Annotated in this window: 16 protein-coding genes; 5 read left to right on the top strand and 11 right to left on the bottom strand. The window is 47.9% G+C overall.

The genetic code is table 11. The annotated features are described in order from the left end of the window. Positions 1-59: 59 nt before the first annotated feature. A complete protein-coding gene (locus AACV78_RS22105; protein WP_194012703.1) occupies positions 60-743 on the bottom strand; it encodes a DnaJ domain-containing protein in 684 nt (227 codons plus the stop codon). Positions 744-955: 212 nt separating this feature from the next. Between AACV78_RS22105 and AACV78_RS22100 the strand changes: the two genes are divergently transcribed. Then, complete coding sequence (locus AACV78_RS22100) at positions 956-1093, top strand: hypothetical protein (RefSeq protein WP_194074336.1); 138 nt, start codon at positions 956-958, stop codon at positions 1091-1093. Positions 1094-1123: 30 nt separating this feature from the next. On the opposite strand, the gene cysK is transcribed toward AACV78_RS22100, so the two are convergent. The 6 genes from cysK to AACV78_RS22070 form a co-directional block, all read right to left on the bottom strand. Next, on the bottom strand, positions 1124-2086 hold the full coding sequence (gene cysK, locus AACV78_RS22095) for a cysteine synthase A (protein WP_194012704.1): 963 nt from the start codon (positions 2084-2086) through the stop codon (positions 1124-1126). A 54-nt stretch (positions 2087-2140) separates the two neighbouring features. Continuing rightward, positions 2141-2581 carry an RrF2 family transcriptional regulator gene (locus AACV78_RS22090; RefSeq protein WP_194012705.1) on the bottom strand — a complete coding sequence of 147 codons (441 nt, stop codon included), beginning with the start codon at positions 2579-2581 and terminating at the stop codon, positions 2141-2143. A gap of 215 nt (positions 2582-2796) precedes the next feature. Beyond that, a complete protein-coding gene (locus AACV78_RS22085) occupies positions 2797-3633 on the bottom strand; it encodes a hypothetical protein (RefSeq protein ID WP_194012706.1) in 837 nt (278 codons plus the stop codon). Positions 3634-4017: 384 nt separating this feature from the next. Next, complete coding sequence (locus AACV78_RS22080) at positions 4018-6264, bottom strand: iron uptake porin (RefSeq protein WP_194012707.1); 2247 nt, start codon at positions 6262-6264, stop codon at positions 4018-4020. A 291-nt stretch (positions 6265-6555) separates the two neighbouring features. Then, entirely contained in the window at positions 6556-8202 is a 1647-nt protein-coding gene (locus tag AACV78_RS22075; protein ID WP_194012708.1) for an HD family phosphohydrolase, read from the bottom strand. Positions 8203-8363: 161 nt separating this feature from the next. Next, positions 8364-8645 (bottom strand): 4a-hydroxytetrahydrobiopterin dehydratase, encoded by a 282-nt coding sequence (locus tag AACV78_RS22070; RefSeq protein ID WP_194012709.1) that lies wholly within the window; start codon positions 8643-8645, stop codon positions 8364-8366. A gap of 499 nt (positions 8646-9144) precedes the next feature. Here AACV78_RS22070 and AACV78_RS22065 point away from each other — a divergent pair, with 499 nt between their 5' ends. Continuing rightward, positions 9145-9345, top strand: coding sequence for a hypothetical protein (locus AACV78_RS22065; RefSeq protein WP_194012710.1), 201 nt, complete (start codon positions 9145-9147; stop codon positions 9343-9345). A gap of 67 nt (positions 9346-9412) precedes the next feature. On the opposite strand, the gene psbD is transcribed toward AACV78_RS22065, so the two are convergent. Continuing rightward, entirely contained in the window at positions 9413-10471 is a 1059-nt protein-coding gene (gene psbD, locus AACV78_RS22060) for a photosystem II D2 protein (photosystem q(a) protein) (RefSeq protein WP_194074335.1), read from the bottom strand. Between the two features lie 477 nt (positions 10472-10948). Here psbD and AACV78_RS22055 point away from each other — a divergent pair, with 477 nt between their 5' ends. Further along, positions 10949-11221 (top strand): UPF0367 protein family, encoded by a 273-nt coding sequence (locus AACV78_RS22055; protein WP_194012426.1) that lies wholly within the window; start codon positions 10949-10951, stop codon positions 11219-11221. Further along, a complete protein-coding gene (locus tag AACV78_RS22050) occupies positions 11218-11916 on the top strand; it encodes an energy-coupling factor ABC transporter ATP-binding protein (protein WP_194012425.1) in 699 nt (232 codons plus the stop codon). Before AACV78_RS22055 ends, AACV78_RS22050 begins: the two co-directional genes overlap by 4 nt. 81 nt (positions 11917-11997) lie before the next feature. On the opposite strand, the gene AACV78_RS22045 is transcribed toward AACV78_RS22050, so the two are convergent. From AACV78_RS22045 to AACV78_RS22035, 3 genes are all read right to left on the bottom strand, one after another. Continuing rightward, positions 11998-12186 (bottom strand): hypothetical protein, encoded by a 189-nt coding sequence (locus AACV78_RS22045; RefSeq protein ID WP_194012424.1) that lies wholly within the window; start codon positions 12184-12186, stop codon positions 11998-12000. Positions 12187-12206: 20 nt separating this feature from the next. Then, positions 12207-12440: a hypothetical protein gene (locus AACV78_RS22040; RefSeq protein WP_194012423.1), complete on the bottom strand. Its 234-nt coding sequence runs from the start codon at positions 12438-12440 to the stop codon at positions 12207-12209. A gap of 270 nt (positions 12441-12710) precedes the next feature. Continuing rightward, the gene (locus tag AACV78_RS22035) at positions 12711-14219 is read right to left on the bottom strand and encodes a UbiD family decarboxylase (protein ID WP_194012422.1); all 1509 of its coding nucleotides are present in this window, start codon (positions 14217-14219) and stop codon (positions 12711-12713) included. An 80-nt stretch (positions 14220-14299) separates the two neighbouring features. Here AACV78_RS22035 and AACV78_RS22030 point away from each other — a divergent pair, with 80 nt between their 5' ends. Beyond that, positions 14300-15439 (top strand): NYN domain-containing protein, encoded by a 1140-nt coding sequence (locus AACV78_RS22030; RefSeq protein WP_194012421.1) that lies wholly within the window; start codon positions 14300-14302, stop codon positions 15437-15439. The last annotated feature ends 142 nt before the right edge of the window (positions 15440-15581 follow it).

Raw genomic sequence — 15581 nt, 5'->3', positions numbered from 1 at the left:
CTCCCTCTCCCATTCTCCCCCTCTCCCCCTCTCCCATTCTCCCCCTCTCCTTCAACTAACTAAGTTCTCATCTTTAATTCATCCTGTGCTTCCCGTCGTAGTTTAGAGGCAATTCTAAACAGTTCTTGACCTGTGTGTAAGTGGCGATCGTCATAATTGAGGGTAAATAAATGCAATTCTTCTATGCCATCGCCGACTTGATTGATACAATAGTAGAGATGGGCGGCTACTCCGGCTAGATTAGATGGATTGGGCATCGATCTAAGACTGTTATGAGCTTTTTCAAGAAATTCGCGGCTGTTATCGATATAGGCTTGAAACTTTTCTATCAGTTCGTCATCGAACGGATCTGCTGACAATTCGTTTATTTCCTTTTTCAGCGGCTTCAAAATGTTGTTGAGCATTCTATTGACTGGTTTATATACTTTAATCAGCCACTGTTCCATTTGTTCGTCGGCATCCCGCGCTGTTTGTTGTCGCTGGCGGCTGAAGTTGGACGTGCTGGGCGATCGCAATTCTTCGCTTTCTGGGGAAATTTGGCGATCGTAGGATTGTCTTTGCTTGGCATCTCCTAATATTTCATAGGCTGCATTGAGGCGGATAATTTCTTCGTGACCGGCTATTTTACTCTGGCTGTCTGGATGAAATAATTTGACTAAACGGCGGTATGCTTGTTTAATCTCGGCTTGTGTTGCTGTTGGACTAATTTTTAGGGTTTTGTAGTGATTGCTAACGGAAGACACGCTCTTATTTCCTTGAAATCTAGATAATCTGCGAAAAAATTCTTGACAAAAATATCATTTTTTGCTAAAATATTAGTTATTTATTTGATATCAATGTCAAAAGTTGTCGGTAAAAAACTTTTGTTTTCAAATTATTATAAATCGATTTTATAAAAATATTGAGTTTTGAAAAAGTTCGCAGCATCCGACTTTGCTCTTCTCTTGACGGATTTGTGTTAAACAGGACTTGCATTCCTCTGACTGGCACAATTGCGATCGCCGACAATATTCTTTCTGCAAATTTGATATTAATCATGACTTGCATTCCTCACTACAAACAACAGCAGGGCGTAAACTCTACGCCCTGCTAAAAGTTGCTGCGACTTGCGCCGGAAGCTGATTTAGTTGACAGCCACCGCTAGATTGAGTTCTGGATCTTGGAACAAGGGAGTGCTCAGATAGCGTTCGCCAAAGCTAGGCTGAATCATCACGATCAATTTCCCGGCATTTTCTGGACGCTTGCCGACTTTTAAGGCCGCACAGAGTGCCGCACCGCTGGAAATACCCGACAAAAGTCCTTCTTCTCTGGCTAGGCGACGCCCGTAGGCGATCGCCTCGTCATCGGTAACAATTATCACCTCGTCGATCGCCTCCACATTCAGCACCGGCGGCACAAAACCCGCACCAATACCTTGAATTTTGTGAGGCCCGGGCTTTCCGCCCGACAGTACCTGACTGTTGGCCGGCTCAACGGCGATCGCCTTAAACTCGGGTTTCCGCGACTTGAGTACCTCTGCAACACCCGTAATCGTACCGCCAGTGCCGACTCCAGAAATCAGGAAATCCACCTCACCGTCGGTATCTGCCCAAATTTCCTCAGCCGTTGTCGAACGGTGAATCTCCGGGTTGGCTGGATTCCGAAACTGCTGCAACATATACGCATTCGGAGTTTTGTCCACAATTTCTTGAGCGCGGCGGATGCAGCCGCTCATGCCCTCAATGCCGGGAGTCAGTTCTAGTTGGGCTCCGTAAGCTCGCAGCATCGATCGGCGTTCCGTACTCATAGTATCCGGCATTGTCAAAATCAACTGGTAGCCCTTCGCCGCCGCCACCATTGCCAAAGCAATTCCGGTATTGCCAGAAGTCGGTTCTACTAAAACCGTTTTTCCTGGAGTAATCAGCCCTTCGGCCTCGGCTTGATTGACCATACTGACACCAATCCGGTCTTTTACCGATGCTGCCGGATTCATGCCTTCGAGTTTGACCACAATCCGAGCCAAGCAGCCTTCGGCTTGGGGAATGCGGTTGAGTTGCACCAGGGGTGTGTGTCCGACCAATTCTGTAATGTCGCCAGCAATACGCATAATCTTTGTCTGTTTGTTGAGAGTAAATTGTTAATTGCTCGTTGGCAATAGTAACTAGATGTAATACATAATATCGAGCTGCCGCCTGCCATTGCGCTTTTCGCACAGATCCTGTAGCGTATATTTTTGCAAAACCGAGTTGGCCTGCGATCGGGCTTCTTGCCAAACTTCCCAAATTACAGCACTTTCTACAGTTTGAGCCGGCGAGTCTTTTTGGGAGCGATCTAATTCTGAACCTTCGAGACAGTTAATAATTTCCAGCAGTGTAATTTTCCACGGTTCCCTCGCCAAGATATAACCGCCCTTAGCTCCTCGCTGGCTGCGAATCAGCCCGCAGCGTCTCATGGTAGCCAGCAACTGTTCTAAATATCGATCGGGAATATTTTGCTGAGCCGCTATCTGGCGAATTTGCAGGGGCTCGCCCTCATCGTAGCAATCAGCCAGCTCCAGCAAAGCTAAGATTGCGTATTCGCTTTTACAGGAGAGTTCTACCATGATTTCACTTTTAAATACCAGAATGCTCAACTTTGAAGTTAGATTTTAGAATCATTCTCAATTTTGAGTTCCAAATTCTCACTCCTCACCTTTGATTATACCCCGGTTCTCCACTGGAGTTTGTTGAGTTTCATAGATTTATTGCAAAAGAGGCTCGCAGGGCGATCGTATGTATCGCTCATTAATCCACAGTCTTATTCTCGTGGTGGCTTCCGTCAAGCACTCTCATCTACAGTAGAAAAGTTAAGTAATGATGGAACATCAAAGCAGGGAAGTTCAACTTGCAAATACTTATCTCCACACAGATTCTCTGGCTTACCATCTCTATACATAATCAGAGCTTGAGCCTCTGCCCACGTTACCACTTCTGAACGTTCCGTGTCATTAAGTCTAGAGGCAATTGTTTGCAAAGCTTTCAGCGTCAACGATCGATCAATTACCCCAGATAGCATCGTTGCTTCATAACAATGTTCCATATATTCGTAGGGAATCTGCTCGTATGGAGGTGGTGGAGCAACACGCTTCAAAGCGTCCCCGATCTCGGTTCTGCGATCTAGAGCTACCATTTCAGCAATAAGAGGCAATATCGGCACTAAGACGGCGGGTGGAGGAATTTTTCTCTGATACTTACGGGAATTTGGCGAAAAATAGGCAATCCGAAGAGTTCTTTCCCACTCTCTCATCGCTCTTTTGGCTTCAAGACAGAAGAAGTGAAACCTGACCCATTTCTCTAAATCAATTGCCACATTCCGTCCCATCTGCTGTGCTAGCAGGGGCAACGCCTTCACAATTACCTGCCGTACAAGCTCGCCTCGCTCACCATGTGTACCTGTCCAATCTCTCATCCGATAGCGAGTCTCATGCTCAATAAAAGCCTGGGTATAAATAGACTCCCAGATAGACGGTTGCTCTAATAGAGCATTTGGCCATCCTAGCAGCGGTAGAAAAGGAGCAGCCCACGGTAGAGTTGGTAAAGACAAAGCCTTAAAATATTCTCCGCTTTCCCCATCTTTCCAAGAAAAATCAAGTTCCAAACTGTTCTGTTTTGTCATAAATAATAGTGTCTATAAAGACATCACGCAATACTAACCCCAGAAGCCTTGCAATTACTTCCAATGCGATCAGAACAGCTCCTGCTACCCCCGCTCCTACCCATAAAACAAAGTGGGGAAAAAAGTTTTTAAATAAGATTTATAAGATACGACGATCGCGCGATCGCTTCTTTGAGCAATTAGACTTTCGGGTTTTGGAGTCAGGTGAAGAAGGTGTCACCTTTAACGTTTAGCCCTCTGCAAAATATGGGCTTCTCGCAAGTTTTTTGAAGGGATTAATTTCCTTATTCGTCCACCTCACAAAAAAGCCCTGCAACAAGCAGGGCTAAATTTGGCTAGAGTTGCAGAGATGGTATGACCCGTCCTGCCTCCTCTAATCGGCTCTTAGAACGTGAAAGTAGTTCTCAGAGTACCAATAATGATGTCATCGTTGCGATCGTTTTGATTAGGGTTAGTAATCCAAATTACGCCCGGAGTCACAGCAATGTTATCCGAAACCTTGAACTTGTAGAAACCTTCAAAGTGCCACGAAGTATCGTTTTTGAAGTTATCCAAATTGCCGGGAGCATCAAGTTTATCCAAGTAAGGCTCGCGACCTACCACAAAGCCCAGCAAGTTGCCTTCTTTTCCTAAATCAGGCAAAGCCAAGGTGACAGCGTAGTTCCAAATTTTCGCATCGCCGATGCCGAGAATGCGAGCATTCGTTAAACCACCCCAGCCGCCAATGATAAATCTCGGGCTGAGACGGAAAGAAGCCTGAGCGCCGTAGGAGTTGCTGACCACTTTGCGAGCCCGGAAACCGGGGAAGCCGTCGCTCAAACCGTTGAGGGAATTAGCCACACCGGTACCAGTGAAACCGCCGAGATTATCGGGGCCGCTTCCCAAAGCATTGTCAAACCCGAAGTTACCTCGGCTAAAGTAACCGTGGTTGTAGTTGAAAGCAACTTGCAAGTTGCGTCCGGGGGTAAAAGTCAACTGTCCCATCGCGGCGTAGTCGCCGTTGAACAAGCCTGAACCCTTAGCAGGACTGGCTGCACTTGAGGCCAAATAGCCGAAGGACAGAGAAGTCGGGCCGAACACGCCGCCCAGCAAGCCCCTGCCACCGAAGGCATAGTCAAAGCCGATACCCGCACCGCCACCCAAGCGGTAAATCGGGTTGCGCTGTCCGAAGGCGCTCAGGGAGCCGTTGCCACCGTCATAGTCTTCAAAGTAAGGGTTGACAGTCGGCATAATGTCGTCCCAAACGCCAGCGTTAGCTGCCAAGGTAACGTTCAGGTTTTGACCTACAGGAAACTTGTATAGCAAGCTGTCTAGGGCAACAACGTTGTCGGTTCTGCCAACTACGTTCCAAGTTTGAGTGCCTTCGCTGGTAGCCCCAAGGTTAAATCTTTGACCGTTGCCGACTTGAAGTCTGGTAAGTAACAAGTCTCTGCCGGTAAAGCTGGTATTTAAGTTGAGACGTACCCGCTGTTGGAAGACGGTCTCATTGTTACCCTTGCCGATGATTCTGTCATTGCCTCTGCCAAACAAGCCATCGTTGCCGCCAAAGTCGTCGCTGAGGGCAAAAATTGCTTCCCCAGTCAGCTTGGTAGTAGTTGAGAATTGGTTGGCTTCTAGTTCGGCTGTCCGAGCATCGAGAGCATCGACGCGGCCGCGCAGGGTTGCCAGTTCTGCTGCAAATTCTTCTTGGAGCCGTTGGAGGGCTGCCAAGTCATCTTTCGTAGCTAAGTTGCCGCTGCCTGCTCTGATCAGCTCGCTAACCTTGTCTAAGCAAGCGTTTAAACCGGCTGCGAATTCGTAGCGGGTCATTGCCCGGTTGCCGCGGAATGTGCCGTCGGGATACCCGGCAATACAGCCGTAGCGCTCGACTAGGGATTGCAGTGCTTGGAATGCCCAGTCTGTAGGCCGCACGTCAGAAAGTTGAGATACTGAGGTGACTTGACCTTGAGTTTCGCCACCTGCTGCACCTTCGCTGCTGTACTGATTGAGCTGCTCTAAGGTGGCGGCTGGGTTTTGAGCTTGTGGTGCGACAGTTTGGGCTACAGGTTCAGCCTGTGCTGTTTGGGCTACAGGTTCAGCCTGTGCTGTTTGTTCTGCTGGCGCTGCCGCTGTTGGTTCTGCCGGGGCTGCCGCTGCCGGGGCGGTAGTTTCTAATTGAACTGCACCGAGGAACTCTGGGATAGCCGTAGCTGTCGGGGCTGGATTTTCTAGTTTCGCAGCCGCTGAATTTTCTACCGGTTGAGCGACTGTGGGCTCAACTGCTGCTAGAGATTCAGTTGCAGGTTTTGGTGGTGCCGCTTCGGGATTTTCCGCTGCGGGGGCTGTGTTGGCTGTGGCGATCGCGCTTTCTGTTGCAGCCGTGCTTGAAGCTGCAATCGCTGGCTCTGTTTCGATGCCAGCGGCTGGGGAATTTTCTGCGATTCGATCTGCTGCTGCGGTAGTTTCGTCAACCGCTGCTACAGCATTGACTTTCGCTTCCGAGGTTTCAGCAGTTTCAGCTTTGGCAGCTTGAGGCTTGAGCGCATCAGCACCGGGCTGAGCGTTTGCTGCCATCGCGCTCGAAGAAACTACTAGGGTAGCTCCTAAGACTGCTGGGCTGATTAATAGGTAACTCCACAAAAATTTCGACATATTCACTCTCATCCTCACACCGATTACAGAGAAACTTTTCTAGTCTTCTATGCCGTCAGTAGTTGCTCCACTAGCATACTGCAAAAAAAGACCTAAAATTCACTTTTTCTTTTGATTCTTTTGGTCTGACTGAGTGTATGGATGCGATCGGCTGCTGCTGAGGGCGTATTTTTTACCCTGCCATCGACTGCCTCAAAACCTGACAAGACTTAGGCTGTCGATTGATTTGACTGCTTGCATCCAAAAGCCCGATCGCCTCTGTACTTTTTTAGCACAGCACGCCCGAATCGTCTAGGCTGATTCGACTTTACCATCCAAGCTGTGTCCGAGGACGCTAAAGACTTGGCGGCAATCGAACAATTCTAACAAATCGGCGTTAATTTTGTTGTGAGCTGCTTCTTGCCGCAAAATTTTCATCGCTGCCTCTGTCTGCAGAGCTCGTTTGTAGGGACGATCGCCCGCTGTCAGGGCGTCGTAAATATCCGCGATCGTCATTAATTGCGCCTGAATCGGGATTTCAGAGTTTTTCAGTCCTCGCGGATAGCCGGTACCGTCGAGTTTTTCATGGTGTCCGTAGGCGATTTGGGGAACATTTTTTAAATCTTTTGTCCACGGAATTTGGCTGAGAAATTCGTAAGTGTGAATTACGTGAGATTCTATTGCCGATCGTTCTTCCGCTGTCAGGTTGCCCCTCGACACCATCAATTGCACGATCTCGTCGGGAGTCAGCAGGGGTTTAACTGCCCCGTCGATATCTTTATAAGTTTGCCCAGCAATTTCTCGCAGTTGAGCTAAGGGTTCTTCTGCCAAAATGTGAGGTTCGTTGGCTTCGATCAGGATTTCCCAATATTGAGCCAATCTGGTTTTTGCTTCTGCTAGTTTAGTGTCTAGCTGTTCTATTTGCTGGCATTGAACGCACTCTGGCTCTTCGCTGGGATGTTTTCGGTAGGCTGAATGCTCTAGCAAATATTTATATTTAGACTGGACGCATTCCATTTCCATTGTCCGCTGAGCTAAGCCAAAGCGGTGGCGGATGATTTCTAGCTGTGCGGGGTAGAGCTTTTTCTGTTTGGTCAAAACTGCTTCTGGCACTCCGATTTTACCAAAATCGTGCAGCAAGGCTGCGTAGCGAATTTCTTGAATTTGGCGGTTGTTAAAGTAGACCGAGCGCAGCCATCCGTTGCTGACTGCGTTTACTTCTTCTGACAGGCGCACTGTCAGGGCTGCTACTCGTTCTGAATGGCCGTAGGTACAGGGGTCTCTGGCTTCTATGACTTGCACGCTGGCTTTGACGAAGCCCTCGAACAAATGTTCTATACTTTCTTGGAGATGATTGCGCTCGATCGAGATTGCTGCTTGAGATGCGAGCGATCGAACTATTCTTTCTTCCCATAAAGAATACTCCTGCGTCGATTCCCAGGCATTCTCGGCTGTCAGCACCGCATCTGCCTTTGTTTTGCGATTGATCAGTTGCAGTATGCCGATTGTCTCGCCTTCTCTGTTTTGCATCGGTAACACCATTACCGAGCAAGTGCGGTAATTAATATCCCTGTCAAAACTGGTATCTAGCTGGTAAGGTACGGCTGGGGGTAAGTCGTAGGCATCCGACAGGTTCAAACTTTGACCTGTAATTGCTACGTAACCTGCCAAACTTTTGTCTGTCAGCGGCAGCGCAAACTCCTTAAACGACAGGCTCGGTTTAGAAGCATTTTGGGCTACCTTGAACAGCAGCTTAGGTTTTTCGTCGCTGCGGTCTACTAAGTAAACGCTACCCGCATCGCTGCTGGTAATTTCCCTACTTTTGGATAAAATTAAATTTAACAAACCGCCTAAATCTTGAGCGCTCGACAGAGCAGCACCAATATCCAGAAGCTTTTCTATCAGATCGGTTCTTTCAGCAGGCTCGTTCAATAACTCTGGCTTTTCAAATACGATCATGGTCGGAGGATGGCGAACAGCCTTTCATACATTGGACTTTTTGCATCTCGACTTTCTCACCCCCGATTTTAACCCAGAGTCGATTTTTTTATTGGCGAGCTTGTGGCGATTGTGGACTGTCGCTAGATGCAGCGGCTCCTGTCGGACAAAGCCGAACTGTTTTAATGTAGCGTAGAAATTTCTTGGGCTAGGGCAAAGTCTTTTTCAGTTAACCCTCCGGCATCGTGAGTTGTCAAATTAACTGTTACTTTGTTGTAGGAGATTTTGATATCTGGGTGATGTCCTGCGGCTTCTGAGGGGGCGACCAATTTATTCACAAAGGCGATCGCTTCGATAAAATCTTTAAATAAACGGGTACATTGCAGTTGCTTGCCTTCAACTGTCCAGCCTGACAATTGACTAGCGCGCTCTTGAATTTCCGTATTGTTAAGTAGGTCAGCCATATTTTTTTTGGTATTTTGGGATGAGTGTGGCATATTCACAGCCCACCTGCGGAAAATCCTACAAAAAACTATCCGCTCTCAAAAATAGTGTTGAGGCTCAAGTTTTAATACTCAAGATGTAACACTATTTATGAGAGCGGTCTAGCGGGTCTTCAGATTAGAACCTGACTGCCGGGAGAATCCCTAGCTCAGCCTGGTTCCCCGTGGAATTCGTTTCCCGTTGGAAACGACGGCTGACTGCTAGTGAGCGGCCCCGGCGCACAGCCGGTAGTTTCCAATCTGATGACCCATGCGTTTACTACTTTCTATCATGGGCATCACCTCCAAGTTTTACTAAATGGTTTATATTTGAACGCACCTGACCCAAATACAAGATTTGGTGTCAGGATTTGTGCGCTAGCTATTGCCAGCGTTACTGAAAGAACCTGCGTTCTGAGTATCATTCCAGCAATCACAATTACTAGAATAACACAAGGAATCAGAAGTGGGGGAATTCAAATTGATATTTTTGCCAGCTTTGGGCAAATTACTGCTGCGGCGAGATTTTCGCTCGATCGTCCAATTACCAGCGGACGATCGAGCTTTTGAACGGATTGCGGGGCTGTTGGGTTCGGTGTCAAGCGGGAAATGCGCGGCTTTGAAACAAAAAAAGCGAAACAAAAAAGCTCCCACCAATCGGTGGGAGCTTTTTCAACATTGAGGATAAAACCTAAATTGCTTGATCTTAATCCTTTGAGAATGTTGACTTTTTTGATAACTAGCGCTGATTACAGTGCGTTACCGCGAGGAAGAACTTCTTCTGGGAACATGAAGTTTTCGTGAGGTTGGTCGATCGGAGACATCCAAGCACGAATACCTTCGTTAATCAGAATATTCTTAGTGTAGAACGTTTCAAACTCAGGATCTTCAGCCGCGCGCAATTCTTGAGAAACGAAGTCATAGGCGCGGAGGTTTAATGCTAAACCTACGATGCCAATGGAACTCATCCACAAGCCTGTTACAGGTACGAACAGCATGAAGAAGTGCAACCAACGCTTGTTGGAGAAGGCAATTCCGAAGATTTGGCTCCAGAAGCGGTTAGCTGTAACCATCGAGTAGGTTTCTTCTGACTGAGTTGGGTTGAAGGCGCGGAAGGTGTTTGAACCTTCGCCATCTTCAAACAAGGTGTTTTCTACAGTTGCACCGTGGATAGCGCACAGCAGCGCGCCGCCCAAGATACCTGCTACCCCCATCATGTGGAAGGGGTTGAGCGTCCAGTTGTGGAAGCCTTGCAGGAATAGCAAAAAGCGGAAAATTGCTGCTACGCCGAAACTAGGGGCGAAGAACCAACCTGATTGACCCAAGGGGTAAAGCAGGAACACCGACACAAACACGGCAATCGGGCCGGTGAATGCTAGGGCGTTGTAGGGACGGATGCCGACTAAACGGGCGATTTCGAGCTGACGCAGGCAAAACCCGATCAAAGCGAAGGCACCGTGGAGGCCGACGAAGGTCCACAACCCGCCGAGTTGGAACCAGCGGGTTAAGTCCCACTGTGCTTCCGGGCCCCACAAGAACAGCAGGGAGTGTCCGAGGCTGTTGGCTGGGGTGGATACTGCGACGGTGAGGAAGTTGGCTCCTTCGAGGTAGGAGCTTGCCAAACCGTGGGTGTACCAGGATGTGACGAAGGTGGTGCCGGTCAGCCAGCCACCGATGGATAGGTAGGCGCAGGGAAATAGCAGAATCCCAGACCAGCCTACGAAGACGAAGCGATCGCGCTTGAGCCAGTCGTCGAGTACATCAAAGATGCCTCTTTCGGTCTGGGCGCGTCCGACTGCGATTGTCATTTACGCAAATCTCCAAATAGATATAATTACAACGGATTTTTCTCTAATCATCAGTCTGCTACCGTTGCCTCTGCTTAGCAGAAAACAAGTAGGATTATGAACAGAGTTTACTTTTCTTTACCGTATTCACAATTATAAAGGTAATTCTTTACAAAAGCAAGCCTTTCTTAAATAACTTCCTGATTTTGACTTGTCCTCGGAAGTTCTCGAAGTTCTCGAATCAACCGGGAATGGGAGCATCTGGGGCTTGGCAAAAAGCATTTTTTTATTTTAGTGCTGTCCTCCTACAGCGCTGGTTATAGGAGCTCGAAGAGTTCGTGAGGACACGCTAAAATGCTGGCGCGCCAATGCTGGCGCGCCCAGCAGGGCGCGCACTCACGAGCATTGGGCTACAGAAACTGGGTTTTTTCTACACAATACTTCGTTACATCTATATATACTGAGGAGAGAGCTCCAAACTTAGGTTTTTAAGACTATATGTTCAGCATTGACATGATTGTGAAGAACACGCCCGTCTCGCTGTCGGTGCAGCGGAAGCTAGCCGAGGACGCTGAGGCTGTTTACCAGCAGGTTGTAGAAGCGATTCGCAACTCGCAACCGCAAATTTTGGAACTCACTTGCGAGAAAAATCCTGAGAAAAAGGTAGCTGTGCTCAGCAGCGAGATTTCTGGGGTGGTGATTTCTCAGAAATCGGGGGCGGCTTCTTCAGGTAGGGCTCCCGGTTTTGTCTCGATGACATTAGGAGAATGAGGGCTGGGGGTGTTGGTGCCGGTATGGGCCAGTCAGCGGTTGCTGTGCGGGATTTGGGTTTTTGCTGGCCGTCGGGCGATCGAGTTTTGCAAGGTTGCTCTCTGGATGTACCAAAGGGCGAGTTTTGGATGCTTTTGGGTACTAACGGTAGCGGCAAATCTACGCTGCTGAGGCTGATGGCTGGGCTGCTGCACCCCCAGTCGGGCGAAATTGATCTGGGCGGGCGTGTGGGTTTTGTGTTCCAAAACCCGGATCACCAGTTGGTGATGCCGACGGTGGGTGCTGATGTGGCTTTTGGTTTGGTGGAGGAAAAGCTTTCTAATCTTCAGGTGCGCGAGAGGGTGGCTGAGGCTTTGGAGGCTGTGAATTTGCTGGATTTGCAACGGCGGCCGATTTATGCTTTGAGTGGGGGACAGAAGCAGCGGATTGCTTTGGCTGGGGCGATCGCCCGTCACTGCGAAATTCTGCTGTTGGATGAACCGACGGCTTTGTTAGATCCTGATTCTCAGTTGGATTTGGTGGCGGCGGTGCAGCGGTTGGTGAAAAATCGCGGGATTACTGCTTTGTGGGTGACTCATCGTTTGGATGAGTTGAATTATTGTGATGGGGCCTTTTTGTTGGAAAAGGGCCAAGTTGTCGATCGGGGAGATCCGGCGCGTTTGAAGCAGCGGTTGATGCAAAGCCAGGATGTTTAACTATTTGATGAGGTTTGTAGTTAAGGACTTGAGTCCTAATTCATCAAAAGAGGACTGCAATCGGAACGATCGAACAGGTGTTCATCGCAATTGGCGATCGCGCAACCAAGCATCAGCCAAACAGGGATTACTCGCCAATACCAAAGAAACCGCGTTTTTATCTAATCGGCGGGTGACAGAGAAGGATTTTCGTAAAAAACCCGGTTTCTGGCTGCTCGTCCGTTCAGGATTGGCAGATAATTTCAAGAAGTGCGATCGAATGAAAGCCATCTTATCTAGTAGAATAGTTGTTACGCAACCTCTTCTAACTCAGGAATATGTTCAGCTTCATAGTTTTCGATTAAAACACCAATAACATCCATCATCGAAGCAAGGGGATGGCTTTTGTTCTCGCCGATTCTATCGATTAGACTATCTAGAAGCTCGACTAAATGCTCGTATTCTTCTTCTGTGCAAGGAACAAAAACCGTTTTAGAAATAGATGACCAAGCAGCAATTGTTCGATCGATATCAAGATTTTGCATTATTTTTTCCACCTCTCTTCTTCTTTGGTATCAACAACAAGGCAATGCCCATTGGTATCAACTTAAGGTAAAACTCATAGTCCGGCAAGGGTTGAAACCCCTGCCTCAAAGCGAAAGTCCTCTCAAAGAGGACTAATGAGTTCTTCAGTCCTCTGAACAGGACTTTAGCTATTAGACAGGGAATTCATTCCCTGGCGGACTCGCGGGATGACTAACAGACTTGGTGGGCTGATAGCTTAAATTCACATTAATGGGCATTACCTAACTCCCTTACCTCATCTCATATCCAAACAAATTCGGATCGACTTCTCCCAAATTCAAATCAGCCAAACCGTACTCCGCCCAACGCCTTTCTACCATCGCCGCCACATCCGGATCGGACTCCAAAACTTCACCCCATTCGTGATCCGTTTCCGGCGGCATCTTCGTAGTAGCATCAATCCCCATTCTGCCGCCCAAACCAATCTTTTCACTGGCAAAATCTAACGTATCAAAAGGCGTATTCGGCAGAATAAATACATCCCGAACTGGGTCAACTTTAGAACTAATTGCCCAGACTACTTGACGCGGGTCGCGAATGTTGATACTTTTATCCACAACAATCACAAACTTAGTGTAAGTAAACTGCGGCAATGCACTCCAAAATGCTAAAGCAGCCCTCCGCGCTTGACCGGGATAGGCTTTATCGATCGAGATAATTGCTGCTTTGTAACTCAGCGCTTCCATCGGTAAGAAGAAATCGACAATTTCCGATACTTGCTGCCGCAAAATAGGGGTATAAATGCGGTTAAGGGCGATCGCCATCATCGCTTCTTCCTTCGGCGGCCGCCCGCTAAATGTCGTTAGATAAATCGGGTCTTTGCGGTGCGTCATGCAGTTGAACCGAACCAGCGGCGAATCCTCCACGCCGCCGTAATAACCCATGTGATCCCCAAAGGGCCCGTCTGGCAGAACTTCACCCGGAGTAATCGTTCCTTCTAACACGATTTCCGAGTCCGCCGGTACTTCCAAATCTACGGTTTTGCACTTGGCCAATTGCACGCCGGAACCGCCATAAAGTCCGGCAAATAACCATTCCGATAAATCTACAGGAATGGGGGTTGCTGCGGCGAGAATGATTAAAGGATCGACTCCCAGGGCGATCGCAACTTCCAACTTTTTACCAGCCTGCGCCGCTTTCCGCAAGTGCCGCGCGCCTCCCCGGACAGATAACCAGTGGACAGTCATCGTGTTTTTTGACTGCAATTGCAACCGATAAACGCCCACATTCGGCGTGCCGGTTTCGCAATCTTTGGTAATTACTAAACCGAGGGTGATAATTTTGCCCGCATCTCCCGGATAGGGGCGAATCATCGGGATTTTGTTCAAATCCACGCCTTCTCCTTCAAACACCACTTGCTGACAAGCTGGGAAGAAATCGCGCCCCGGTTTGGCTTTCACTACGTCGAACAAGACTTTGCCAAATTCTATGGCTTGGGATATCTTTTTCGGCGGTTTTGGCTGTTGTAGCATTCCCAATTTTTTGCCGAGCTCTTCTAGTTCGATCGGCTTTTCCATGTTCATCGCCCAGCAAACCCGTTCTTCCGTGCCCAACAGGTTAATCGCCACGGGGAATTCTGCCCCTTTGACATTTTCAAACAAAAGTCCGGGCCCGCCCTTGATTAGCATTTGGTTGGAAATTTCGGCAATTTCTAGGTCGGAATCGACTAAGGCGCTAATCCGGCGCAGTTGTCCCCGTTCTTCTAGGAGTTTCAGGAATCCTCGCAAGTCTCTAGCCATTTTCTTTAAGAATTGTTAAGTGTATTTATTTTATTATTAGCCCATCGGCCACCATAAAGTTAAGCTACCCTTGTCAGTTAATGAAAAATCCCCGACGTTCGCCCGATCGATTTCGCCACAGCCGTCGTTCCCGCGGCCAGCAGTTTTATCTGTCCCAAGCTGTTAGCCAACATGGTTTTCAGCCTCAATCTCCGTTGAGTTGCGAAGGCGCCGACAGTACGAGTTCCCCAGAAACAGCCGTAAAGTGCGATCGGGAAATTGCGATTTTGCTGCTAGATGCAGAAAACTTGAAACTCGACATTAATGCGGAAAAGTTTTTAGCCAGTTTGTGCAGCTATCCCCTGCAAGTTAAGATTGCTTTTGCTAACTGGAAAAACCCCAGCACCGGTAAGCTGGATACTGAATTGTACGATCGCGGTTACGAACTAATTCACGCTCCGGGCGGCGCTAACACCGCTGATGGTAAAATGATTGCCTTTGGTGCTGCTATTTTATACCGATATCGGGATGTCCGACAAGTTTTTGTTTGTTCCTCCGACGGTTTGTTAAATCACCTCTGCAATCAACTCCAAAATCAGGGAATGACTGTGTTTCGGGTACGCAGTCAAAATGCTATCTTGTCTGTAGAAAATCATCTGACTGGGGAGAGCAATCACTATTCTTGCAAAGAAGAAGTGGAACTCCCTACTTTTACAGAACTGGCAGATAAAATTGCCGAGTTGCTGAAGGCAGAACACCAATCTATTGAGGATCGGATAGCTTGGTTTTCTAGTGTTACTCAGCTTTTTCAAGACCGCCGCGCTATCGAATTAAACTCTATAAATTCCACCAATTTAGGATTGTTTTCATCACTTCAAAACCCAATCAATCCGACAGAAGAAGCCGCAATTTCTCTTCCCGCCGATCGAAATATTGAATATCAGAACTTGCCCGACAATTTACCGGCTAATTCAATTACCATTGATTCCATTGATACAGTAGGAAAAATACTGGTAGAGATGATTGAAGCGGCGATATTTGAGTCTAAAGAGGATGTTATTTCTGTAACAAGACTTAAGAAACTGTTTTTTAAGAAATATCAATGTCACGCCGATGTAATTGTCAAACATTTTTTGGCTCATTCCAGTTTGATTAAATTCTTGCAATCTCGACCTTCGGTTTTTCGATTAACATTAAATGGCAGCGAACATCAAGTGGCTATTGCTCAAAAAGTGGATTAAATCGAAAATTCAAAATTTGTTCGCTCGCGACTTTTTCGCTCGCGTAGTCGAAGCAAGTCGCAGAATCCAAAACTTGTACACTCGCGACTTGTGTTGAGCGTAACCGAAGCAAGCCGAACTATCCAAAATCCACTGACTTCTG

Source organism: Tychonema sp. LEGE 07196, assembly GCF_963890365.1.
Taxonomy (GTDB): Bacteria; Cyanobacteriota; Cyanobacteriia; order Cyanobacteriales; family Microcoleaceae; genus Microcoleus.
This window is presented reverse-complemented; position numbering and strand designations above follow the sequence as displayed.